The organism is Archangium gephyra (assembly GCF_049060025.1).
GTDB classification, from domain to species: Bacteria; Myxococcota; Myxococcia; order Myxococcales; family Myxococcaceae; genus Archangium; species Archangium gephyra_A.
In genome coordinates this window covers 7,822,114-7,844,753 of the sequence record NZ_JBMEQQ010000002.1, presented here as the reverse complement: position 1 = coordinate 7,844,753, position 22,640 = coordinate 7,822,114, and the positions used below count along the sequence as shown (strand labels likewise).

General features: G+C 69.5%; 24 protein-coding genes. 8 read left to right on the top strand and 16 right to left on the bottom strand.

The genetic code is table 11. The features are described 5' to 3' along the window. Nucleotides 1–5 precede the first annotated feature (5 nt). The 5 genes from ACN28I_RS34370 to ACN28I_RS34350 all read left to right on the top strand — a co-directional run bounded on the left by ACN28I_RS34370 (nucleotide 6) and on the right by ACN28I_RS34350 (nucleotide 5,097). Nucleotides 6–470: a TfoX/Sxy family protein gene (locus tag ACN28I_RS34370; protein WP_420946133.1), complete on the top strand. Its 465-nt coding sequence runs from the start codon at nucleotides 6–8 to the stop codon at nucleotides 468–470. Nucleotides 471–617: 147 nt separating this feature from the next. Next, nucleotides 618–2,801, top strand: coding sequence for a prolyl oligopeptidase family serine peptidase (locus tag ACN28I_RS34365; protein WP_420946132.1), 2,184 nt, complete (start codon nucleotides 618–620; stop codon nucleotides 2,799–2,801). Nucleotides 2,802–3,391: 590 nt separating this feature from the next. Beyond that, a complete protein-coding gene (locus ACN28I_RS34360) occupies nucleotides 3,392–3,769 on the top strand; it encodes a hypothetical protein (RefSeq protein WP_420946131.1) in 378 nt (125 codons plus the stop codon). Between the two features lie 285 nt (nucleotides 3,770–4,054). Further along, nucleotides 4,055–4,351 carry a hypothetical protein gene (locus tag ACN28I_RS34355; RefSeq protein ID WP_420946130.1) on the top strand — a complete coding sequence of 99 codons (297 nt, stop codon included), beginning with the start codon at nucleotides 4,055–4,057 and terminating at the stop codon, nucleotides 4,349–4,351. A gap of 17 nt (nucleotides 4,352–4,368) precedes the next feature. Next, nucleotides 4,369–5,097: a hypothetical protein gene (locus tag ACN28I_RS34350; RefSeq protein ID WP_420946129.1), complete on the top strand. Its 729-nt coding sequence runs from the start codon at nucleotides 4,369–4,371 to the stop codon at nucleotides 5,095–5,097. A gap of 81 nt (nucleotides 5,098–5,178) precedes the next feature. Here ACN28I_RS34350 and ACN28I_RS34345 read toward each other — a convergent pair whose 3' ends face one another. The 7 genes from ACN28I_RS34345 to ACN28I_RS34315 are packed head-to-tail and all read right to left on the bottom strand — an operon-like array spanning nucleotide 5,179 to nucleotide 11,784. Beyond that, nucleotides 5,179–6,930 carry a fatty acyl-AMP ligase gene (locus tag ACN28I_RS34345; RefSeq protein ID WP_420946128.1) on the bottom strand — a complete coding sequence of 584 codons (1,752 nt, stop codon included), beginning with the start codon at nucleotides 6,928–6,930 and terminating at the stop codon, nucleotides 5,179–5,181. Next, nucleotides 6,920–7,744, bottom strand: a complete 825-nt coding sequence (locus tag ACN28I_RS34340; protein WP_420946127.1) for a hypothetical protein — start codon at nucleotides 7,742–7,744, stop codon at nucleotides 6,920–6,922. Before ACN28I_RS34340 ends, ACN28I_RS34345 begins: the two co-directional genes overlap by 11 nt. 37 nt (nucleotides 7,745–7,781) lie before the next feature. Next, complete coding sequence (locus tag ACN28I_RS34335) at nucleotides 7,782–8,762, bottom strand: hypothetical protein (protein WP_420946126.1); 981 nt, start codon at nucleotides 8,760–8,762, stop codon at nucleotides 7,782–7,784. Beyond that, nucleotides 8,759–9,025: a hypothetical protein gene (locus ACN28I_RS34330; protein ID WP_420946125.1), complete on the bottom strand. Its 267-nt coding sequence runs from the start codon at nucleotides 9,023–9,025 to the stop codon at nucleotides 8,759–8,761. Before ACN28I_RS34330 ends, ACN28I_RS34335 begins: the two co-directional genes overlap by 4 nt. Before the next feature lie 13 nt (nucleotides 9,026–9,038). After that, the gene (locus ACN28I_RS34325) at nucleotides 9,039–10,166 is read right to left on the bottom strand and encodes an SDR family oxidoreductase (RefSeq protein ID WP_420946124.1); all 1,128 of its coding nucleotides are present in this window, start codon (nucleotides 10,164–10,166) and stop codon (nucleotides 9,039–9,041) included. Nucleotides 10,167–10,213: 47 nt separating this feature from the next. Next, nucleotides 10,214–11,191: a 3-oxoacyl-[acyl-carrier-protein] synthase III C-terminal domain-containing protein gene (locus ACN28I_RS34320; RefSeq protein WP_420946123.1), complete on the bottom strand. Its 978-nt coding sequence runs from the start codon at nucleotides 11,189–11,191 to the stop codon at nucleotides 10,214–10,216. Continuing rightward, nucleotides 11,188–11,784, bottom strand: a complete 597-nt coding sequence (locus ACN28I_RS34315; RefSeq protein ID WP_420946122.1) for a 4'-phosphopantetheinyl transferase family protein — start codon at nucleotides 11,782–11,784, stop codon at nucleotides 11,188–11,190. Before ACN28I_RS34315 ends, ACN28I_RS34320 begins: the two co-directional genes overlap by 4 nt. A gap of 152 nt (nucleotides 11,785–11,936) precedes the next feature. Here ACN28I_RS34315 and ACN28I_RS34310 point away from each other — a divergent pair, with 152 nt between their 5' ends. Together ACN28I_RS34310 and ACN28I_RS34305 are read left to right on the top strand one after the other, a co-directional pair. Next, nucleotides 11,937–12,338, top strand: coding sequence for an HIT family protein (locus ACN28I_RS34310; RefSeq protein WP_420946121.1), 402 nt, complete (start codon nucleotides 11,937–11,939; stop codon nucleotides 12,336–12,338). Continuing rightward, complete coding sequence (locus tag ACN28I_RS34305; RefSeq protein ID WP_420946120.1) at nucleotides 12,335–12,580, top strand: acyl carrier protein; 246 nt, start codon at nucleotides 12,335–12,337, stop codon at nucleotides 12,578–12,580. The genes ACN28I_RS34310 and ACN28I_RS34305 overlap by 4 nt, the downstream gene beginning before the upstream one ends. A 70-nt stretch (nucleotides 12,581–12,650) precedes the next feature. Here ACN28I_RS34305 and ACN28I_RS34300 read toward each other — a convergent pair whose 3' ends face one another. Then, on the bottom strand, nucleotides 12,651–14,462 hold the full coding sequence (locus ACN28I_RS34300; protein ID WP_420946119.1) for an AMP-dependent synthetase/ligase: 1,812 nt from the start codon (nucleotides 14,460–14,462) through the stop codon (nucleotides 12,651–12,653). 264 nt (nucleotides 14,463–14,726) lie between these two features. On the opposite strand from ACN28I_RS34300, the gene ACN28I_RS34295 reads away from it, so the two are divergent. Further along, the gene (locus ACN28I_RS34295) at nucleotides 14,727–16,202 is read left to right on the top strand and encodes a serine/threonine-protein kinase (RefSeq protein ID WP_420946118.1); all 1,476 of its coding nucleotides are present in this window, start codon (nucleotides 14,727–14,729) and stop codon (nucleotides 16,200–16,202) included. Nucleotides 16,203–16,241: 39 nt separating this feature from the next. Here ACN28I_RS34295 and ACN28I_RS34290 read toward each other — a convergent pair whose 3' ends face one another. The 8 genes from ACN28I_RS34290 to ACN28I_RS34255 all read right to left on the bottom strand — a co-directional run bounded on the left by ACN28I_RS34290 (nucleotide 16,242) and on the right by ACN28I_RS34255 (nucleotide 22,633). Further along, nucleotides 16,242–17,252, bottom strand: a complete 1,011-nt coding sequence (locus tag ACN28I_RS34290; RefSeq protein WP_420946117.1) for a cytochrome d ubiquinol oxidase subunit II — start codon at nucleotides 17,250–17,252, stop codon at nucleotides 16,242–16,244. Then, a complete protein-coding gene (locus ACN28I_RS34285; RefSeq protein WP_420946116.1) occupies nucleotides 17,242–18,573 on the bottom strand; it encodes a cytochrome ubiquinol oxidase subunit I in 1,332 nt (443 codons plus the stop codon). Before ACN28I_RS34285 ends, ACN28I_RS34290 begins: the two co-directional genes overlap by 11 nt. A gap of 49 nt (nucleotides 18,574–18,622) precedes the next feature. Continuing rightward, complete coding sequence (locus tag ACN28I_RS34280; protein WP_420946115.1) at nucleotides 18,623–19,153, bottom strand: hypothetical protein; 531 nt, start codon at nucleotides 19,151–19,153, stop codon at nucleotides 18,623–18,625. After that, a complete protein-coding gene (locus ACN28I_RS34275; RefSeq protein WP_420946114.1) occupies nucleotides 19,150–19,554 on the bottom strand; it encodes a phage holin family protein in 405 nt (134 codons plus the stop codon). The genes ACN28I_RS34280 and ACN28I_RS34275 overlap by 4 nt, the downstream gene beginning before the upstream one ends. Nucleotides 19,555–19,751: 197 nt before the next feature. Continuing rightward, nucleotides 19,752–20,795 carry an ADP-ribosylglycohydrolase family protein gene (locus ACN28I_RS34270; protein ID WP_420946113.1) on the bottom strand — a complete coding sequence of 348 codons (1,044 nt, stop codon included), beginning with the start codon at nucleotides 20,793–20,795 and terminating at the stop codon, nucleotides 19,752–19,754. Between the two features lie 127 nt (nucleotides 20,796–20,922). Continuing rightward, nucleotides 20,923–21,111: a hypothetical protein gene (locus ACN28I_RS34265; RefSeq protein WP_420946112.1), complete on the bottom strand. Its 189-nt coding sequence runs from the start codon at nucleotides 21,109–21,111 to the stop codon at nucleotides 20,923–20,925. A gap of 72 nt (nucleotides 21,112–21,183) precedes the next feature. Next, on the bottom strand, nucleotides 21,184–21,642 hold the full coding sequence (locus tag ACN28I_RS34260; RefSeq protein WP_420946111.1) for an RrF2 family transcriptional regulator: 459 nt from the start codon (nucleotides 21,640–21,642) through the stop codon (nucleotides 21,184–21,186). Then, complete coding sequence (locus ACN28I_RS34255; RefSeq protein ID WP_420946110.1) at nucleotides 21,620–22,633, bottom strand: 2Fe-2S iron-sulfur cluster-binding protein; 1,014 nt, start codon at nucleotides 22,631–22,633, stop codon at nucleotides 21,620–21,622. Before ACN28I_RS34255 ends, ACN28I_RS34260 begins: the two co-directional genes overlap by 23 nt. Nucleotides 22,634–22,640: the final 7 nt, after the last annotated feature.

Below are 22,640 nucleotides of genomic sequence, written 5' to 3'. Positions count from 1 at the left end.
ACCGCATGGCGCGCATGGACAGCTTCGTGGAGTACACGCTGGAGTTGCTGGAACCCCTGGGCCCCGTGCAGGCGCGCGCCATGTTCGGCGGATGGGGCGTGTACCACGCCGGGAGGATGATGGGCCTCATCGTGGAGGACCGGCTCTACCTGAAGACGGATGACACCACGCGCCCCGTCTTCGAAGCCGCGGGAGGCGAGCCCTTCATCTACGACCCGGGCCATGGCCGCAAACCCGTCGCCATGTCCTACTGGACGCCGCCAGCGGACGCGAGCGACGACGCCCATGCGCTGCTGCCCTGGGCCCGCCGTGCGGTGGAAGCCGCGCTGCGGGCCGCGCAGAAGAAGTCCGCCGTGAAGAAGAAGTCCGCTCCGGCGAAGAAGGCCGCTCCGGCGAAGGCGAAGACGGCCACGCCGAAGCCACCGCGGACGAAGAAACCCGCGGTGAAGAAGCCCTCGCGGCGCGCGTGAGGATGGGCGCTCGCCTCCACGGCGGGCGGCGGAACCTGTCCGGAAATGGGATGGCGTCCCAGGAACGCGCGAGCCTGACTCGCGGGGACGAGCGGACGGCGGCGGTGCGTGGCAGGCTACGAGCCCTCAACCAACCCGAGGGACTCGATGCAACAACGCCTCAAGCCGGCCATCGCCGCGCTGTCGCTGATGCTGCCGCTCACGTCGCTGGCCGGTGCCAAGGGAGCCATTCCCCCGCCGCCCGCCGCCGCGAAGAAGGCCGTGGTGGACACCTACCACGGCACGAAGGTGGACGATCCGTATCAGTGGCTCGAGAAGAGCGACGACCCCGAGGTCCGCAAGTGGGTGGACGGACAGACGGCGCACATGCGCGCGGTGCTGGACAAGCTGCCCTCGCGTGACGCCATCCGCGCGCGCATCACCACGCTGCTCTCCCACAAGTCGGCCGCGCACTACGCGATGGTGCAGCGCGGGGGCGTGCTCTTCTCCATGAAGTTCCAGCCGCCCCGGCAGCAGTCCATGCTGGTGGTGCTGCCCTCGGTGGATGACACCTCCAGCGCCCGCGTGCTGGTGGACCCGATGGAGTTGGATCCCAGCGGGCGCACCACCATCGACTTCTTCGTGCCTTCGCTGGACGGGAAGAAGGTGGCGGTGTCGCTGTCGAAGGACGGCACGGAGAGCGGTGACGTCACCATCTACGACGTGGCCACGGGCAAGGCGCTGCCCGGCGAGGTGGTGCCCCGGGTGAACGGCGGCACGGCCGGCGGCAGCCTCACGTGGAATGGGGACGGCACGGGCTTCTTCTACACGCGCTACCCGCGCGGCGAGGAGCGTCCGGCCGAGGACCGGGACTTCTTCCAGCAGGTGTACTTCCACAAGCTCGGCACGGCGGGGGACCAGGACACCTACGAGCTGGGCAAGGACGCACCGCGCATCGCCAACTACCACCTCAAGACGTCCGACGACGGCTCGCACGTGCTGGCCATCCTGGGCAACGGGGACGGTGGCGAGTACGCGCTCTACCTGCGCGGACCGAAGGGCACGTGGACGCAGTTGTCGGCGTTCGAGGACAAGCTGGTCGACGCGACGTTCGGCAGGGATGGCGCGCTGTACGCGCTGTCGCGCAAGGACGCGCCGCGCGGCAAGGTGCTGAGGATCCCGCTCGCCACACCCGCGCTGGACAAGGCCACCGTCCTCGTCCCCGAGGGTGAGGCCTCCATCGCGGGCTTCCGCCCCACCGCCACGCGCCTGTACGTGGTGGAGCAACTGGGCGGCCCCACGCGAATGCGCATGGTGGGCCTGGACGGCAAGGAGCTGGGCGTGGTGCCCACCCCGCCCGTCTCCTCCGTGGGCGGCGGGGTGTACCTGGGCGGGGATGATCTGCTGCTCGGCACCAGCAGCTACACCGAGCCGGTCGCCGTGTACCGCTATGGGGCGAAGGACGGGAAGCTGGCGAAGACGGCGCTGGGCCGCACCTCGCCGGTGGACACGCGGAACGTGGTGGTGGACCGCGTCATGTGCACCTCGAAGGACGGCACCCAGGTGCCGCTCAACATCCTGCACGGCCGCGGCACGAAGCTGAACGGCAACAACCCCACCCTGCTCACCGGCTACGGCGGCTTCAACATCTCGCTGTCCCCGGGCTTCAACGTGATGAACCTCGCCTTCATCGAGCAGGGCGGCGTGGTGGCCATCGCCAACCTGCGTGGCGGCGCCGAGTTCGGCGAGGAGTGGCACGCGAACGGCTCGCTGACGAAGAAGCAGAACGTCTTCGACGACTTCTACGCCTGCGCGAAGCTGCTGGTGGACAAGAAGTGGACGAAGCCCGAGCGCCTGGCCATCCAGGGCGGCAGCAACGGCGGCCTGCTGATGGGCGCGGCGCTCACGCAGCACCCGGAGATGTACCGCACCGTGCTCGCGCACGTGGGCATCTACGACATGCTGCGCGTGGAGCTCACGCCCAACGGACAGTTCAACACCACCGAGTACGGCACGGTGAAGAACCCCGAGCACTTCCAGGCGATGTATGGCTACTCGCCGTACCACCAGGTGAAGAACGGGGTGAAGTACCCGTCGGTGCTCTTCACCTCGGGCGAGAACGATCCCCGCGTGGACCCGTTCCACTCGCGCAAGATGGTGGCGCGGCTGCAGGAGGCCACGGGCTCGAAGCGGCCGGTGCTGCTGCGCACCAACAACATGGGCCACGGCATGGGCACGCCGCTGGACCAGGAGATCGAGGAGGAGGTGGACGTCTACGCCTTCCTCTTCAATGAGCTGGGGATGAAGTACAAGCCGGTGAACGGCAAGGTGCCGGCCCCGGCATCGAAGTAGCCCGAGCCTGGCCTCCCCCGCTTCACCCCAAGCAGCCCCACCCTCCCCCACTTCCCCTCTCCCCTCGGGAGAGGGACGGGGTGAGGGTGCCGGGTTCACCGCCCCGGGTCCGTGCGCCGTGGACCCTGGGCGGAGCGCGCGGCCCATGAACCGAACCAGCGCCCACCCTGAGGATCCTCGGCGCTGGCCACTCCGCGGAGCTCGCCCTCCACGAGCACCGCGCGCCAGTGGAGCGTGGCCTCGAGGAGCGTGGGGCCCTGGAGTCCAGTGCCATCTACCTCTCACGTCCTTCTGGATTCCACGCCCGTCCTACACCGTTGCGACATGCGACCAAAGGTGCAGGAGCTCCATGGGTTGATCGGGCTTGCGCTCCTGTTACTTCTCACGGGATGTGCCGCGCCCAGACACGTCCTGTCTCAGCCCAGGACGTCTCTGCTACGGCGAGAGCCTGGCAGCAAGCGGTCGATATCGACTTTGAAGTACCCACGCCGCAGCGGGCAGAGGCGTTGCGCCAGAGCGGCGTCCAGTTACCCCGGACCTCCGCGAAGACAGCCGAGCCACGAGCGCATCGGGAGTTCGTCGATCTCCGTGTGACCGCCGTGGGCTTTGGCATCACCGCGGGAGGGTATCTTCTCTACTGCGAGGGGTTGCCGCTGCCCGTGCTCGTCTCCGAGTCGCATGTCGACCTCGGACTCACGAGCGCAGTGCCACTGAATGCGTCCATCTACCCGGACCGGGACACGGCCCCGGCGGACATGGCGGACAGTGCCCACGGGTCGAGACACGCGAGGTACGCCTATTACCGTGCGGCCGGGGGGGCGCTCATCGTGCCCACCGTCTTCTCTCCTGCCACCACGCCTCGCATTGCCCAGGCGATGCTCGAGGTGCGGACGCACCTGACGGAAACACTCCAGCGCGAGCTGAAGGTTCTGTTGTTGAGCCTGACGGGGACCAAGGTCCTGCAGTGAGTGTTCTCGCGCGTGGTGCGGGTGGGCTCGGAGCCAGTGCTCCGTCCGCAGGCTCGGAAGGAGGGACTCGGGAGCGAGACTCCAGCACCACGACAGCCGGTGACGAGAGCCGCTGCACCTGATCCAGAACCCGCTCCAGTGCCAGCGGCGCCCGCTCCCGCGCCAGCCTCACCCGCGCCATCGCCGGGTTTGGTCCGTGCACTCGCTGGCGACAACCTGACCCCACCGGTGGCACCTGGCCCACGCCTTCCGCAGGATGTCGCGGTCAACCCGAAGGTGCCTGGGGTGCGGCGACTCAACCGGCCCATCGGCTCTAGCGCAAGTCAGAACGCGCAGGTGCAGGCGGACATCGAATATCTACGAGCCATAGGCGCCAGAAACATCCGGGTAAACCAGCAGCAGGTCACGGTGCGCAACGACCAGCGCGTGGGAACCAATCGACCGGATCTGCAATTCGACTATAAAGGCCGTCGCTACCACGTGGAGTACGACACGCCCATGTCGGGACGTGGCCCCAGCCACCAGTCGCGCATCACGTCCAACGACATGAACGCGGAAACCATCCTCTTGATCGTACCCTGACGGGCAAGGCGCGGCTGATGACCGAGGACATGAAGGGATTGCTGCTGGATGATCGCTGGGCGCCGATCACTTCAGAAATGGGATTTCTGGAGACCGATGCGGAGCACGCCGCCCAAGCCTTCGCGGCGTGGCAGGCAGGGCTGCTGGCGCCCCGAGGTATCGCCGTGGACGTGCGCCCGGTCTCGGGTTCCCTGGAGCAGGCCCTCTCCACCCTGCTGCCTCTCACCAGTCCGGAGAGCCGGCGGGATCTCTTCATTCCGACACGGAGCCCCTGGACGGCGTACGTCGAAAATGGATGGGGAGGAACCGATGCCGCGAGCCCGATGGGCTACATGGCCCGGACGCTGGGCTGCCGGGGCCTGCGTGTGGTCGCCGTGCCCCACACCATCCGGAAGAACAAAGGCCGCTATGGCGCCGTGATGCTCGAGGTGTACGGCCCGCACCAGACGGATTGGCTCAACTACGTGCGGGCCCTGGGCGCGTCCAATGACGGGGGGCACTGGGTTTTCGACCAGTCCGGCGAGCCCTTCCCCTTCGAGAAAGTGGAGCAGTACCAGGCGCGCCGCGTGAGGGACCGGTTCACGTTCGACATGCTCAAGGAGTACCTGCGTCACCTGGGGCTGTCGCCTTTCGAGCAGGACTTCTACCTGCCGGAGGGCGCCCCCGCGTGGCTGGTGGAGAGGTCAGGCACGTTCGTCCCGGCCCAGACGGAGTACACCCTGGCCCAGGCACGCGAGGACTTCTGACACAGCGCCCGGGGCATGAACCCGAGGCCCGGATACCCTCACCCCGTCCCTCTCCCGGAGGGAGAGGGGAGATGGCCACCTTCAGGCCGCTTCTTCCGTCACCCGCTGCAGGCCGCGCTCCAGGTACATGCGCTTCGCCGCCTGCCGCTGAATCTTGCCGCTGGACGTCTTCGGCACGCTCCCCGGCTTGAGGAACACCAGCTCGTGCAGCCGCAACTGGTACGCCTCGTTGATGGCCTGGCGCACCGTGGCCGTCGCAGCCTCGAGGTCCAGCGCCGCGCCGCCCTGCTGCTGCTTCGTGTCCACCTCCGCCACCACCACCAGCCGCTCCTCGCCGTCCACGTCCACCGAGAAGGCCGCGCCGCACCCCGGCCTCACCGCCGACAGTGCCGCCTCCACCGCCCACTCGATGTCCTGCGGATAGTGGTTCTGCCCGCCGATGATGATGAGGTCCTTCTTGCGGCCGGTGATGTACAGCAACCCGTCCTGCATGAAGCCCAGGTCCCCCGTGCGCAGCCACTGGCGCGACTCATCCCCACGGATGCGCGCGCGGAACGTCTCCTCGGACAGCTCCGGCTTGCGCCAGTAGCCCTGCGCCACGCTGGGGCCGGACACCCAGATTTCTCCCACGCGTCCCTCCGGCAGCGCCTCGCGCGACTCCGGGTCCACGATGGACAGGGAATAGCCCTCCTCGGAATGGCCGCAGGAGACGATCTCCGCGGCGTTGGCATCGCCCGCGGGCAGCGGCAGGATCCGGTCCTCCTTCAGGGCCTCCTTGTCCACGCTCAGCGTCACCACGCCGCGCCCCATGTCGCCCGGCGCCTTGAGCGTCACCTCCGCCAGTCCGTACACCGGCGCCAGCGCCGTGGGAGACAACCCCCGCGGCGAGAATGTCTCCAGGAATCGCCGCATGGTGCCCGCGCGCACCGGCTCGGCGCCGCAGTACGCGCTGCGCCACGAGGACAGGTCCAACCCCTCCAGCACTTCCGGCGTCACCTTCCGCACGCACAGCTCGTAGCCGAAGTTGGGCCCGCCCGTGTGCGTCACCTTGAAGGCCGTCACCGCCTGCAGCCAGCGCAGCGGGTGCTTGAGGAAGTCCGCCGGAGACATCAGGTACACCGGGTAGCCCCAGTGGAAGCCGCCCATCAGCCCGTCCACCAGGCCCATGTCGTGGAAGGACGGCAGCCACGTCACCGAGCACGAGTCCTCGCCCACCCGCAGGCTGCTGCCGATGTGTGCCAGGTTCGTCAGCAGGTTGCCGTGGCTCACCATCACGCCCTTGGGCGCCGAGGTGGAGCCCGAGGTGTACTGCAGGAAGGCGAGCTCCTCGCTCCGGGCGCTCACGGGCGACGACAGCGCCACCACGCCCAGGTCCTCCGCGTCGGTGGCCAGCCACTTCAGCTCCGCCAGTCCGGGCACCTGCTCGGCGAAGGACGCCGCCATGGCGCACAGCTCCGTGGTGGCCAGCACCACCTTGGGGCGGCAGTCCGCGATGATGCCCAGCAGCCGGCCCAGGGTGCGCGCCAGCCGCGTGGGATCCGGCGGGTAGGCCGGCACCGCCACCGCGCCCGCGTAGAGGCATCCCAGGAAGGCCTCCACGAACTCCACCCCCTGCGGGTAGAGCAGCAGCGCGCGCTCGCCCTTCATCCCGTGCGCCTCGAGCAGCGCGGCGATGGAGCGGGCCCGCTCGTCCAACCGCACGTAGGAGTACGCCTTGCGCTCCTCGGTCCCACGGGCGAGGAAGGTGAGCGCCCTCCGCTCCGGGTGGCGCTCGGCGCGGCGGTGGAGAATCTGCGCGAGTGACGTCGCGCCCGAGATGCAGTCAGAAGCCATGGCGGTGCTCCGGAAGCGAAGGGGGTTGCTCTAGCGGCGCTCGGGCTGCGGCGTGCCCTCGCTGTCCGGCGTGGTGGGAAGGTTGGCCCACCCCTCGCGCCAGCTCACGATGCGCGCGCCGCACACCTTCTCGAACTTGCGCTTCATCTGCAGCACCGTGGTGAAGTCGTTCTCCACCGCCACCGGCAGCTCGCACACGTGCCAGCCGTAGTGCTTGAAGTTGCTCGCCGCGCGCAGCACCTCGGGCTTGAGCTTCCGGCTTGCGCTCCAGCAGCTTGGTGAGGATCTGGTAGCCGCCTTCCGCGTGACGGAACTCGTCCGTGGAGATGAAGCCCAGCAGCTTCGCCAGCACCTTGTCCTTGCACTGCGCGCCGAGCTGCCGCGCGAAGTAGCCCGCCGCGTGCTCGGACCAGATGAAGTTCACCAGCTCCTGGACGGTGTCCTCGGGCTGGTAGTTCACGTGGTCGATGTTGCGCCGGCGGATCTCCACCAGCTCCTCATCGGTGATGCGCGGCTCGAAGCCCACCAGGTCCAGGTAGCGCCGCAGGCTCCAGAAGTGCCGGAAGCCCTCGAAGCACTCCACCTGGAACACCGAGGTGGCGTCCACGTCCTCGTGCAGCAGCTTGATGAGGGAGACGGTCCCCAGCGCGTGGTAGGACTCGATGAGCGCGGTGCGCCGCACCTTGTCCAGGATGTCCGGCTGGCTCAGCGCGGCCTCGCGGTCGATCTCCCCCCAGGGGATGTCCTTCTCCACGTTCCAACGCGACTCCGACTTGGAGCCGAAGAAGTCGTAGTAGTAGCGCTCCGTCGTCATGGCACTCCTCGCTGCGATTCGGGTGGGGAGCAGCGGCCTACAGGCCCGCGCACTCCGAGGAAGGGATGACCTCGCGCCACGCGGCCGGGTCCACTCCGTGGTACGCGGTGAAGGCGGCCACCCAGCGCTCCAGGCCAAAGGCGATGCAGCCCGTGCTGGCCTGCTGCCCGTCCGGCAGGGTGAGCCCGAAGGTACGGGAGAACGAGTCCCCGTGCAGGTTGAAGGACGCGATGGCCAAGTCCCCCCCCTTCTGCCCGGTGACGTCCACCAGCAGCTCGTACTTGAGCGACTGCGCCCGCTGCAGCAGCGTGCGCGCCCGGCCCTCCACCGCTCCGAAGAACGGATCCGACGCCACGTCGATGCGCCCGGTGAGCCCGTGCGCCCTGGCGAACTCCACCACCTCCAGCAGCAGCTTCTCGCGCATGCTGGCGATGGGCGCCTCGGGCCCCAGCAGGACGATCTCCCGCATGGTGAACTCCCACTGGCGGCGCAGCGGGGCGAACTCCCCGTGCTCGTAGCGGAAGCACCGCCCCTGGGTGGTGATCACCATCGGCTCGCCGGTGATGGCGCGGCCCTGGAGCTCGGCATAGCAGTGGTAGCAGACGGCGCCGGAGAGCACCGCGCCCGCCGGGCGCACCCGGGCGGCCGACACCTCCTCCACGCCCTCGCCCGCCTTCACCGCGTCCACGAACTGGCGCAGGGACGTGGTGTCCCGGTCCAGGCACATGGCGAAGGTGGCGTGGTGCGGGAAGGACTTGAAGTAGTCCGTCCGCTCCATCACGGAGATGGGCATCAGCGTGGGGTACTGGCGCTCGGAGGCGCCGTACTTGAACGCCAGCTCGAGGAACTTGCGCTCGAAGTAGCGGAACAGCCACAGCGCGGGGCCCGACATGCCCAGCGTGCCGTTGTCGTACGAGCGCAGGTCTCCGCGCTCCATCAACTGCCCCACGGCCTCGGGACGGGGCGAGCGCCCCGAGCCGAAGGCGAGGCTCTTCGGGTCCACCGTCAGCGTGCTCACGTCTTGGCCTCCCCGGCCGCCGGGCAGAACGTGTCGGCGATGATCCGCGGCGAGCGGAAGAAGTTCATCGTCAACTTGTCCTCGGGCACCTCGATGGAGAGCTCGCTCTCGATGAAGCCCATCAAGTCGATGATGCGCATGGAGTTGATGAGGCGATTCTCGAACAGCGCGGTGTCCCGGCCGATGTCCGCGGTGATGCCATTCTCCACGCACAGCTTGCGGATGAAGGTCAGCAGACGCTCCTCGAACTGAATCTTGTCCATGGTGTGTTCCTCGTCAGCTCCGGTTGCGGCCCCAGTCGGTGGCCACGCAGTGGCGCAGCACGTCCATCAGCAGTTGCTTCGCGGGTGGCGGCTTCACCCGCTCGCCGAGCAGCGTGTGCACGGGCTTCGCGTCGAAAACCTGGGACGCCAGCAGGTGCCCGTACATGGTGTCCCCGAGGCGAATGACCTCGTGGGACTGCTTGTTCTGCGTCTGCAGCAGCGTGCGCCGCAGCAGCTCGTACGTCTCCGCGTCGACGATGTCCGGCGGAAGGAAGTCGCCCTGGGCCCAGCGCCGCTCGGACTCCGCGGACACCTCGGTCACGATGTCGATGAAGTCCTGCAGCCGCAGCGCGTCGTCGCCGTTGCCGATGTGGTAGGTGCGCCCCGGCTGGTAGTGCTCCAGGAAGAGCGTGAGCAGGGCGGCGGCCGCGTAGTCGTTGGACGACAGGTCCATGCGCGAGTCCGGCGTGCCCGGGAAGGCGCCCACGTGCCCCTGGTAGAAGAGCCGGATGAGCGCGTGCATGGAGTTGTGGCGCGTCACCTCGCCATCGTCCCGGCCGATGAGGTAGGCCAGCCGGTACATGGCGATGGGCAGCTCCTTCATCAGCCCGCGCACGAGGTGCTCCGTCTCGTATTTGCTCTGCTCGTACGGGTTGACGAAGCCCGCCTCGTGCACCTCGTCCGTCTCCAGGAAGCGGCCCTGGCGGTGGCCCGCCACGAAGAGGGTGCTCACGTAGCCGGCGCGCTCCAGCCGGCGGAAGGTGCGCACCACCTCGAAGACATGGCGCGTGCCCTCCAGGTTGGCCAGCCGCGCCTCGTCCAGGGGCGCGTCCAGCTCCACGTTGGCCGCCGAGTGGATGACGTGTGTCACCTCGCTGGCCAGCCGCTCCGCGTCCTCCGGCAGCAGCCCCAGCCCGGGCCGGGTGATGTCGCCCATCACGGGGACGAACTGGCCCTCGGGCGGGCGGGCCGAGGCATCCGGCCACAACTTCGCCGCCAGCTTCGACCACCGCGCCTTGACCACCACGGGCGAGGGGGCTCGGATGAGCGCATACACGCGCGCCTTCGGCGTGTTTCGGGCGATCCAGCGCGCCATCTCCATACCGACGGCGCCGGTGATTCCGGTCAGGAACAGGTTCATGAGGGGGGAGCTGCGGGGGGGGGAGAGGGGGGGTCCCGGTACCGCGGCTAGATCTGCACGATGCTACAGCCCCAGTGCGCGCCGAGGCCGAACGAGAACATCATCACGTGGTCGCCCTTCTTCACCAGACCCCGATCGATGACGTCCTTGAGGTTGATCCAATTGTCCGCCGCCACCGAGTGGCCCTTGGGGCGGATGTTCTCCGTGTAGATCTTCTCCAGCGGGATGCCGGTGAACTTGCTGAGGATCTCCCAGCTCCGCAGGCTGACGTTGTGGGGGATGAGGAGCTTGATGTCCTCGCGCCCCAGGCCGCTGGCCTTGAGGGTCTTCTCCAGGATGCGCTTGCCGGTGGGGAAGTAGGCGGCGAGCAGCTCGTTCTGGTGGCCGTCCGGGTCCCAGTAATAGCCGCGGGTGAGCGTCTGGTACGTCTTGATGCGCGAGCCCTCGGGGTTGCGCGACAGGAGCACCGCGCACGCCGAGTCACTGCACACGTTGTAGACGACCTCGCGCTTGATGCCGTCGGGGAAGACGTCCGCGTTGACGCACAGGGCGTACTCGAGGCCCTCCATCTCCATGACGGCATGGGCGAGCCACACCGCGTGGGACAGGGACACGCAGCCCAGCTCGCTCAGGCCCACCGTGCGCGCGTTGGACAGGCCCAGCTCGTCCTGCAGGCGCGTGCTGGAGAAGCGGAACATCTCCAGGTGCGCGTTCTCCCCCTGGGGGAACTCGGCGAGCGCGTCGCCCTTCGGCACCAGCGAGCTGGTGGCGAGCACGCTGGCGTTGATGAGCAGCCCCACCTTCAGCGGATCCACCCCGTGGCGCTCCAGCAGCGCCTTGAGGGTGGCCGACGCGAGCTGCGTGGCGGGCACGCTGGACACCCGGCAGTCACCGAAGCCGAAGTCGCGCATCGTCTCGGCCGTGCTGACGAGGCGCCCTTCCGCCTCGAGCTGCTCGAGGCCAACCTGCCGCTCGGGCAGCGTGTAGTGGATGCCGTGGATGCGAATGGAGGAGGTCGGGTTCATGAGCGCACGACGGCCAGCAGGTGGTTGCGCATGGCCAGGAAGGTGAAGGTGAATTCCTGCTCGAAAGGGGCGCGCAGCCGGAGCACGCCCTCGCCCAGCTCGGGCTGAAGGGAACGCAGCGGCACGGGCCGGGACGGGCGGAGGGCCTTGTAGAGCGCCTCCTTCAAGACCCACAACCGCGGGGCCAGCTCCGGCTCCCGCTCACAACGGGCCCGCTCCTCGGGCGAGAGGAAGAAGTGCCACAGCTCCTCGCGGATGGGGGCCACGGGCTCCACGTCCACGCCCACCCGGCCGTGCGCGGTGACGGCCGCCACCGACAGGGCGCGGGCATGGCTGAGCGACACGTCCAGGGGCCCGAAGCCCTCGGGCAGATGCAGTTGGGGCACGCCCTGGGGGCCCGGCAGCACCTCCGCCCGGCGCGCCAGACACTCCGGGCCGAGCACCTCCCGGACCACCTGCTTGCACACGTGACGCCCGCGCAACCACTGGGGGTGGCGTTGCGGCAGCACCGTCTCGTCCAACAGCGTCCGCTCCCTGGGAGACAGGAAGTACTTCAAGGCGGGGCCGTCCAGCCGGTCCTCCAGCACGCCCACACCTACCCCACTCCACGACAGGAACGTGAACCCCTCCGGATGAGCGACTTCCGCGCGCTGCATCACCCCAGAGTCCATGCTGATGTGTGTAAAGTAGACTTGCGCGGTAATCAAGGGAGCGCCGACTTTTCAATCAAGACGGAGAGTGCAGAGTGGCTGAGAACAACATCTTCGCGCGCATCGTTCGCGGTGAAATCCCCTGTCACAAGGTCTGGGAGGACGAGCGGCATCTGGCCTTCCTGGACATCCGGCCGGTGAAGCCCGGACACACGCTGGTGATTCCGAAGGCGGATGGGGACTACCTGTTCGACCTGGAGCCGCAGCGGTACGTGGAGCTGATGCAGGCGGTGCGCACGGTGGCGCGGTTGCTCAAGGAGAAGACCGGGTGCAAGCGCGTGGTGGAGGTGGTGCTGGGCTATGAGGTGCCGCACGCGCACGTGCACCTGATTCCCACCGACTCCATGGCGGACCTGCCGGCCATCGTGGGGACGCCGGCGGAGCAGTCCGATTTGTCGGCCATGGCGGCGCGCCTGCGCCAGGGCGCGGGCCAGTGAGCCCGAGGACCGCGGAGGAAATCCAGCGCTGGCTGGTGGAGCGGGTGGCCGGCTTCCTGGAGGTGACGCCCGCGGACATCGACGTGCGGGCGCCCTTCCAGCACTACGGCCTGGACTCGATGGAGCAGCTCCGCATCATCGGCGAGCTGGAGACGTGGCTGAAGGGCGAGTACGAGGAGACCCTTCTGCGTCAGTACCCCACCATCGAGTCGTTGGCGGCCTTCCTGGCCAAGGCGGGCTGAGACCCGGGCGCCCGGCGGGCTCCGGCACGTGCTGTCGTGCCAGAGCCCCCGTGCGGCGCCCGGAGTGGGCTCAGGCCGCGCGCTCGTTCTTCTCGGCGTCGCGGTACAGCTCCTCCACGGCCTCGCCGAACTTCGCGAGCACGTTGCGCCGCTTGAGCTTGAGCGAGGGCGTCAGCATGTCGTTGGCGGTGGAGAAGTCCTCGCTGATGAGCAGGAAGCGCTGGGGCTTCTCGTAGCCCTTGGCCTGCTTGCAGAACTCGTTGATCTGCTCGCGGTAGAGCTGCTGCACCTCCTCGCGCTTGAGCAGCTCGGGGATGGAGGTGGTGTCGAAGCCCTTCTCCGTGGCCCACTTCTTCAGCGAGTCCATGTCGGGAACGATGATGGCCACGTTGAAGGGCTTGTTCTGCCCGTGCAGCATCACGTTGGTGATGAAGGGCGAGAGCTGCAGCCCCTGCTCGATGGGCACCGGCACCACGTACTTGCCGTTCTCCAGCTTGTACTGCTCCTTGATGCGGCCCGTAATCCACACGTAGCCGTCCTCGTCGAGCACGCCCATGTCACCGGTCTTGAAGCCGCCATTGGCGGTGAAGACCTTGTCGTTCTCCTCGGGCAGGTTGTAGTAGCCCATCATCACGTTGTGGCCGAAGACGACGATCTCCCCCTGCTTGGGGTCGCCCGTCTCCGAGCGGTCGATCTCCACGCGCGTGCCGGGGAGCGCCCTGCCCACCGAGCCGATCTTCCGGTGGCCGGGGTAGTTGGCGGTGGCGATGGGGGACGTCTCGGTGAGGCCGTAGCCCTCGTAGACGGTGATGCCGAGGTTGTCGATGAACTCCGCCACCTCGCGCGAGATGGCCGCCGCGCCGCTGAAGGCGTACTTGAGCCGGCCGCCGAAGCGGGCGCGCACCTTGGAGAAGACGACCTTGTCGAAGAAGGCATGCTGCACGTCCAGCAGCACGCTGCTCTGATTCTTCTCGGCCAGGGCCTTGCGCTGCCTGGCCACCTCGAGGCCGCGGGTGAAGAGCATGCGCTTGACGGGGGACTCGGCGGCCATGCGCTTCTGCAGCCCGTCGTAGATGCGGTTGAAGATGCGCGGCACCGAGAAGAGCAGCGTGGGCTGCACCTCGGCGAGGTTGTCGACGATCTTGTCCACGCCCTCGGCGATGCCCATGGAGGCGCCCATGGAGATGAGGGCGTTGAGCTCCACGTTCTGCCCGAAGGAGTGCGCCCACGGCAGGAAGGCCAGCGAACGGTCATCCTGGTTCATGGGGAAGACCTCGTGCATGGCGGCCACGTTGCGCGCGAGGTTGGCGTGGCTGAGCATCACGCCCTTGGGGTTGCCGGTGGTGCCCGAGGTGTAGATGAGGCCGGCCAGGTCCGAGGGCTTGGGCGTGGTGACGGGGCTCGGCGTGTCGGCGCCGCGGCGCAGCAGGCACGCGAAGGTGTCCGACTCGGTCGCCGTGCCGGTGAAGCGGATGACGTGCTCGAGCTTGGGCAGATCCTTCTGGAGCACCTTGAGCTTGGCGGCGATGGCGTCGGTGGCGGCGAACACCACCTTGGCGCCACAGTCATTGAGGATGTAGTGCCACTCCTTGTCGAGCTGCGCCTCGTACATGGGGACGTACGCGGCCCCCAGCGTGTAGCAGGCGTAGGCGCCCACGGCCCACTCGTGCCGGTTGTTGGCGATGACCGCCACCCGGTCTCCATGCGTCACGCCGAGCTGCGCCAGACCACCACGTAGGTCATCCACCATCTGGCCGAACTGGATGTACGTCATCCACGTCCACTGGCCGTTCTTCTTCTCGCCGAAGAGCGGGCGAGGGCCAAAGGAAGCAACGCTCTGCAGAAAGATGTCGACCAACGTCTCGAACTTGGGGCTCGTCATCGGGGTTCGGGCTCCTTGCGTTCTGGGAAGTGGGTGGTGGTCCTGGGACCCCCCCTGTGACTCAGAACCCGGGAAGCTACTCCATCTCCGGGCACTACTGGATGGGTCCAGAAGCGCTTTCTCCCACACCCGGGGTGGAAAACTCTGCCAGTCCTCCGAGGTAGACCCGCCGCCAGTGTTTGGCCTGCTGCGTCATCGTCCGGGGTGCTTCGTGTTCCCGGGGTTGTTCAACGTGCGGGCCGCTCCGGGATAGAGGTGGGAACCATGGTCGAGTCCGGCACACGCATCGGGGATTATGAAATCTGGGGCCGCATTGGCGGCGGCGGGATGAGTGATGTGTGGCTCGCGAGGCATGTGCTGCTCGCCTCGCCGCTGGTGGTCAAGACGCTCAAGCCGCACTTCCAGGCGGACCCCGAGGAGCGCTACCGGCGCATGCTCAACGAGGCGCGGCTGATGGCGCGCGTGCCCAGCCACCGCGTGGTGCGCGCCACCGACGTGCGCATCCACCAGGGAACGCCGCTGCTCGTGCAGGAGTACGTGGACGGCATCGACCTGGACGAGGTGGACGTGCGCCGGCGCCGGGCCCTGGGCCACGGGTTGCCGCTGTGGTTCGTCTGCGAGGTGCTCGCCCAGGTGGCCGAGGGGCTCGCCGCCGCGCACCTCACCGGCATCCTGCACCGGGACCTCAAGCCGTCGAACATCCTCGACTCACCGGAGCTGGGCACCAAGCTGGGCGACTTCGGCATCGCGGTGGCCAAGAGCGTGGGCGGAGCGCTCGGGGGGGACATCTCCGGCACCGGGCCGTACATGGCTCCCGAGGTGCTGCGCGGAGAAGCGTTCGACCGGCGCGCGGACGTGTTCGGCCTGGGCACCACCGCCTACCACCTGCGCTATGGCCGGCCCCCTTTCGAGGGGCTCGAGCCCCGGCTGCGTGGCGAGGCCCACCCCGTCTTTCCCACGCCCAGCGGACCCGAGGAGGCGTACTTCCAGCACGTGCTGGCGCGCATGCTCGCACCGCACCCCGAGGCCCGCTTCCCCGACGTGGCCCACGTGCGTCACCTGTTCGCCCGGCTGGCCAGCACCACGCGCCCGCCGGGTGCCGCCACGCGCCTGGACGATGGCAGCCTGGCGCTCGGCCCCACGCGCATCGTCTGTGAGACCGGGGACCTGGCCCTGGCGCAGGTGGACGGCATCGTGAGCCCGGCCGTGCCCCAGCTCCACATGACGGGAGGGGCCGCGGCGGCCCTGCGTGCCCACGGCGGGGAGAGCATCCAGCAGGAGGCGTGGCACTGGGGAGAGCAGCCGCTGGGAGCGTGCATCTCCACGGGGGCGGGGCGGCTCGCGTGCCAGCGGGTGCTGCACGCGGTGAGCGCGTGGGAGGAGGTCAGTTGCATCGGCCGGGCGATGCAGCGGGCACTGCTCACCGCGGAGGAAGAGGGCCTGAGCTCGCTCGCGGTGCCGGCGCTGGGCACGGGCGCGGGACGGGTCACCGTCGAGGCGAGCGCTCGCGCGGAGGCGTCGGCGCTGCGCTGGCACCTGCTGCTGGGCGGCAGCCGGCTGCGGGAGGTGCGCTTCGTGCTGTACGAGGAGTCGCTGCGCGAGCGCTTCCAGGACGTGCTCGAGAGCGTGCTGCTCGACGCGGAGGCGCCCACGCCCGAGGTGGGCAGGCCCGCGCAGCAGGTGGCGGCGGCACCCGATGACAGGACGTACGTGCCCGCCGTCGCGCGGCGCCTGGCCTGAGCTCCCTCTCCCGGAGGGCGAGGGGAAATGGCCACGTTGTCACTCGCGGACCCCTTTGGGTGAGGACTGGAACACCCGCAGCAGGAAGAGCAGCGAGGGGATGATGAGGACGGCGCCCACCACGAGCGCCACCAGCAGGGCCCGCTGAGCCGACGCGGATGCCGCCGCTCCCTGAAGCGTGAGATCCGGCACCACGAGGTAGGGGTACTGCGAGGCCGCCCACCCCGCGACGATGAGGCCCACCTGTGCCGCCGCCGCCACGCGCGCCGGCCAGAAGCGCCGCGCGAGCAGCAGCCCGAAAGCCAGCACCGCCGCCACCGCCGTCGCCGCGTGCAGCGCCAGCGCGAAGGGCGAGCCCGTCAACCCCGCCCACACCCGGGGCGCCCCCTCGCGCGCGAGCACCAGCACGCCGAAGGCCGCCAGGAACACCGCCACCCCCGCGCCCAGCGCCCGCTTCCGGAAGTCCTCCTGGAGTCCGGGCTCGCGCGTCTCGGCCGTGAGGTACACCGCCGCCAGGAAGGCGAAGAGGCACAGGGCCAGCGCGCCCACCGCCAGCGCGAAGGGCGACAGCCACGCGGAGAAGAAACCGCTCACCACCGTGAGCCCCCGCACGCGGATGTCCCCGCTCACCACCGCGCCCACGCACATGCCCAGCAGCGCCGGGGACAGCACGCTCGCCATGCTGAAGACGAGCCCCCAGCGTCGCTGCACCGCGTCCCCGCGCGCGTCATAGGTGCGGAAGGTGAAGGCCGTGCCGCGGAAGACGATGCCCAGCAGCAGCAGCGTCAGCGGCACGTGCAGCGCCACCGACAGCGCCGCGAAGGCCTTCGGGAAGGCCGAGAAGAGGATGACGACGCCGATGATGAGCCAGACGTGGTTCACCTCCCACACCGGCCCGAGTGCGTGGGCGATGAGGGCCCGCTGCTCCGCCTTGCGCGGCCCCGAGGCCAGCAAATCCCAGACGCCGCCGCCGAAGTCCGCGCCTCCGAAGAGCGCGTAGAGGACGAAGGCGGCCACCAGCGCGCCGCCCAACCACAGCTCAGTGCTCATGGGCCACCTCCCCCGCCGGCGGCTCCCGGCCCGGCAGCGTGCCCGCCACCTGCCTCACCAGGAGGAAGACGACCATCGCCCCCAGGAAGAGGTAGACGAGCGTGAACGTCCAGAAAGGCGCCGCCAGGTGCTGCACCGGCGTCACCGCCTCCCCCGTGCGCATCACCCCGCGGATGATCCACGGCTGGCGCCCCCACTCGGTGACGAGCCACCCCGCCTCCATCGCCACCACCCCGAGCGGCCCGCACAGGAGCCATCCCCACAGCACCCGCCGGTCCTCGGGCCACGCCTTGCGCCGCCAGCGCAGGAAGAGCGTCACCGCCGCCAGCAGCGCCATCGCACTCCCCGTGCCCACCATGAGCTGGAAGGCCAGGTGCACCTTGGCCACCGGCGGCCACTCGTCGCGCGGGAAGGCGTCGAGCCCCTTCACCTCCGCGTCCGGATCCGCGAACGCCAGGAGGGACAGCGCCTTGGGAATCTCCAGCGCGTAGGGCGTGGTGCCCGTCTCCACGTCCGGCAGTCCGCCGATGCTCAGCCCCGCGCCCCGCTGCGTCTGGAACAGGCCCTCCGCCGCGGCCAGCTTCACCGGCTGCGCGCGCGCGATGTGCTCCGCGGACTGGTGCCCCACCAGCGGCTGCAGCAGCGCGGAGAGACACGCCAGGGGCAACGCCACCGAGAGCGCCTTGCGGTGGAAGGCCGCCCCCGGGTGCCGCAGCAGCACGAAGGCGTGGATGCCCGCCATGGCGAAGGCACTCGCCTGGTAGCACGCGAGCAGCGTGTGCGCCGTCTGGTGCCGCCAGCCCGGGCTGAACATCGCCGCCACCGGGTCCACGTTCACTGGACCGCCCGCCGTGAGGGTGAAGCCCGAGGGGTCGTTCATGAAGACGTTCACCAGCGTGACGAAGAAGGCGCTCGCCGCGCCGCTCAACGCCACCATCACCCCCGAGAAGAGGTGCAGCCCCGCCGGTATCCGCTCCCGCCCGTACAGGTAGATGCCGAGGAACACCGCCTCGGTGAAGAAGGCCGTCCCCTCCAGCGCGAAGGGCAGTCCGATGACTTCCCCGTAGGTCCCCATGAAGGCGGGCCATAGCAGCCCCAGCTCGAAGGACAGCATCGTGCCGCTCACCGCGCCTACCGCGAAGAGGATGGCCGTCCCCTTCGCCAGCTTCCGGCTGAGCAGCGCGTAGTCCGCGTCTCCCGTCCGCCGGGCCTTCAGGTCGCTGATCACCATCAACAGCGGCAACGCGATTCCCGCCGCCGCGAAGACGATGTGGAAGGCGAGGGACATCCCCATCTGGGCACGCGCGTAGAGCAGATCCATGGCGTGGATGAATCTGCTTTATGCGATGATTATACGCAATCAACAATTCTTATGCGTGGGCCGGCGTCTGCATGAAGCGCAGCCCGAGGCGCTTCTTGCCTTCCGGGCCCTGCTGCTGCTCGGAGGGAGGCACCAGCGACTGCACCGCGCGCTTCGCCATGGCCGAGGCCAGCGTGCTGGCGAAGATGAAGACGAGCTTGCGGCCGAGCTCGATGCCCACCGGCCGCTCCTCGGCGCGGGAGGCCACCCGGTCCGGGTGCTCCCAGGCGCGCCGCACCGCCCGCGCGCGGTGCTTCCACAGCAGCTCCTCGCGGTGCCGCGCCCGCCACCACGACACGCCCATGCCCACGACGGCCAGCGCCAGCGCGACGCCGCCCGCCTGGATGAGCACGTCGCGGTTCTTCTCGACGGCCTGGCGCACCTGGTACTTCACGTCCAGGGCCCGCTCGCGGCGCCGGTCCAGCTCCTCGAGCGTGAGCAGCAGCTCGTCACGCAGCCGGTCCGCCGTCTTCTCCACCTGCTCGCGATCGCCCATGCCCGCGGTGATGTGCCCGCCGCCCTTGTTGTCCTGCTCGCTCATTGCAGTGTCTCCCGGGTGCGGGCGAGGTCCGTCTTCAGCCGCTCCTGCGTGTGCGGCAGGGGCTTCTTCGGCAGCCGCTTGACGCCCGCGAACGCCAGGCCGCCCGACACCAGCACCAGGAAGACGCCCACCAGCAGCACGCCGAGCCACTCGGCCAGGGGCAGCACCAGCCCCACCGCCACCAGGAGGGCCGCCAGGGCCATCAGCCCCAGCACGCCTCCGGCGCCCAGGAGGATGCCCGCGGTGCGCGCCGCCTTCAGCTCCTGCTGCAGCTCCTTCTTGGCGTGCAGCACCTCGGCCCGCGCCAGCAGCCGGGCCTCTTCAATGGCATGGCGGATGAGCTCCGCCGTGGACAGTGACTCCAGTTGCCTTCGCTCCAGACGCTCCGACTCGAGTTCCACGGTCTCCGCCTCCCGGGGCATCCGGCGGGCCCACCCAGGAGTCCCAGGTGTGTCCCGCTCTCCCGCGGAAGGTGGGAGCGGGAACATTCCGCGGGAAGTCTGACCGGCGGGACACGGGGGATGCCCGGCCGCCCCCTCTCCAGCGAGCGAGCGGCCAGGGGCCCGGCTTCATGCCCGCCCGGCTCCGGGCGCACGGATCAGCGGCGGCGCTTGGGGTGCTGCTGCTGGGCCAGGGCGGTGGCCACCGTCTCGCGCACCTGCCGGGCCTGGAAGAGGCGGTCCGCGGTGTCCAGCAGCGTGTCCGCGTACAGCACGTTCTTGCGCAGCCGCGCGGGGATCGCCGCCGTGCCCAGGTGCACCCCCAGCAGCGCGCCCGTGCAGGCCGCGGCCACGTCCGCCTCGCCGCCGCAGCGCAGCGACAGCTCCACCGCCTGGCGGAAGTCGTGCGGCACCTTCAGCGTGGCGTACAACGAGGTGAGCAGCACCGGCACCACGTGCGACGGCAGCCCGTCCACGCCCTTGAGCTGGCTGGGCGGCACGCCCACCTTGCGCAACTGCGCCAGCGCCCGCACGGGGTCCCACGTCAGCAGCCGGGGCAGGTGCCGCAGCTCCTCGGCCAGCTCCTTGTCGTGCGCCGCCGCCGAGAGCGCCAGCTCCTCGCAGAACTCCGCGGGCGTGAGCGGCTCGCTCGTCGTCAGCCCCAGCGCGATCGCCTGGGCGAAGGCCGCCGCCGCTCCCGCGCACGTGGGGTCCTTGTGCGTGAGCACCGTCATCACACCCGCGTCATGGCGGATGCGCACCCGGCTCCTGCTCTCGAAGAGGCCCACCACCACCGCGCGGCTGAGCACCGAGGGGCACTTCACGCCCAGCGGCGCCCCCGCGCTCATCCACGGCGTGCCCTGCGCCAGCTTCTGCAGCGCCTCGGCGAGCTGCTTGGGCGGCTGCAGGATGATGCCCTCCTGCCACAGCCACGCCAGGTGCGCCGCCGCGCTGCGCCCATCCACCTTGTTCTCGCGGATGACGCTCTCGGCCGCCGCCAGCATGAGCTGCGTGTCATCGGAGAACTGGCCCTTGGCGAACTTCCCCCGCGGCCGAGGCGCGAAGTCCTCCGCCAGTCCAGGCAGGCGTGTGAGGCTCGCGGGCGGAACGCCCCGCAGGGGAAACCCCAGGGCATCTCCGATGGCGAGTCCCAGGAACGCCGCTTGAAACCTGTCCTGGCGTTCGGCGGGGGTCAGCGACATGGGGAGCGGCAAGATAACCGAGCCGCGTTCGATGACTAGCCCCGACTTTCATCTCTTCGTGAGTTCCCCGCATGCCGGCGCACAGCTTGGGTGAAGGGTGCTCTCCCACCACAAGCTTCTCACCGACTCAGGCGTCGCGGCCGAGGTTGACAACGGCCTGCAGTCTCGCCAGGACGGCCTCGGCTCCCTGGTGCAGGTGCTCCCCATCCCAGAGTGCCGGAGTGCTGTGTCCACCCAGCTCCCGCCAGGCGGCCTCCGCCTCGGGAAAGGCGACATTGCGCAGGCGCACCCGGTCCTCCAGCGCATAGTCCACCACGTACCGGCGCGCCGCCGCCGAGGAGGACTCCGCGATGCGGTGGAAGAGCCTCCAGCACGCGCCCCACCATGCTCACCCCACCTCGACGCCGGCCGTGGGCTTGAGGAAGTAGTTGGACAGCTTGCGCGGGCTGCGCCGCAGCAGATCTTCCAGCGTGTACTTGTCCAGCGTGGCGAGGAAGGCGCGCGTCGCCTCGTTGAGCACGCCGATGAGTCCGCAGGCCGGGGTGATGGGGCACCGGTTCGTCTGCGGATCGAAACACTCCACGATGTGGAAGTCCGGCTCCATGTGGCGCACCACCTGCCCCACGGAGATCTCCGCGGGTGGCCGCGCCAGCACCACACCGCCGGAGCGCCCCGGCCGGACCTCCACGAAGCCATGGCGGCCCAGGCCCTGCACCACGCGGACCAGGTGGTGCTTGGAGATACCGTACGCACTGCTCACCTCGCCCGTGGAGACCACCCGATCCGGGTTGGCCGCGAGGTACAGCAGCACGCGCAGCGCGTAGTCAGCGTGAAGCGTCAGATGCACGGCTCGTCACTCCCGCTCCCTCCTGCGGCGGAGGAGTGCTCGGGAGGAACGCATCCGCATGGAGGTCCTTGAGCGACAGCCCGGCGAGGAAGAGCTTCTTCCTCAGGGATAGCACCAGCGCCGGGTCGCCGCACAGGAAGGCTCTCCAGCCAGCCGGCCGGGGGCATGCTTCCTTGATGACCGCGTCCAGCGCCCCCACCGTCACCCCCACTCTTTCTTGTCCCCTGAGAACACAGGGGCGGTACTGGAGCTGCGGGTAACGGGACTGCAACGCGCGCAGCTCGTCCACGAGGTAGAGCCCGGAGGCCTCGAGCGCGCCGTGGAAGAACCAGATGGGCCCGGTGTGCCCCCGCGCCAGCGCGTCCTGGAGGATGCCGTACAGCGGAGCCAGGCCCGTGCCCGTACCGGCCAGCAGCAGCGGCTGCTCCGGCCGCCCCGGCACGTAGAAGCACTCGCCCGCGGGGCCCTGCAGCTCCAACGTGTCTCCCGGCCGGGCCTCGTCGAAGAGCCACCCGCTCATGCGGCCTCCGGCGATGCGGCGCACGTGCAGCGCCAGGGTGTCCTCGTGCGGCTGGCTCGCGAGCGAATAGCTGCGCGCCAGGCCGTCCCGGAGCAGGGACACGTACTGGCCGGCCCGGTACTCGAGGGCCCCTTCCGGGCGCAGCCGTATACACAGCACGCTGTCACTCAGCCGCTCCAGGGCGGTGATGCTCGCGGGGACCCGCAGCTCCGCGCCCGCCTCCGCCACCTCGAGCTCACCCTCGGGGTGGCACGCACACGAGAGGAAGTAGCCCCGGGCCTTGAGCGTGTCCTTCAGCCCGCCCTGGGCCTTCGCCGGCACCTCGCCGCGCTCGGCCCGCATCAGGCAGGACTGGCACGCCCCCGCCCGGCACGAGTGCGGTACCCGAACACCCCCCCGCAGCAGTCCGTCGAGCACCGACTCGCCTTCGTCCAGCCCGTACCACTGGCCCTCGTGCTTCACCCTCACCATGTGCGTG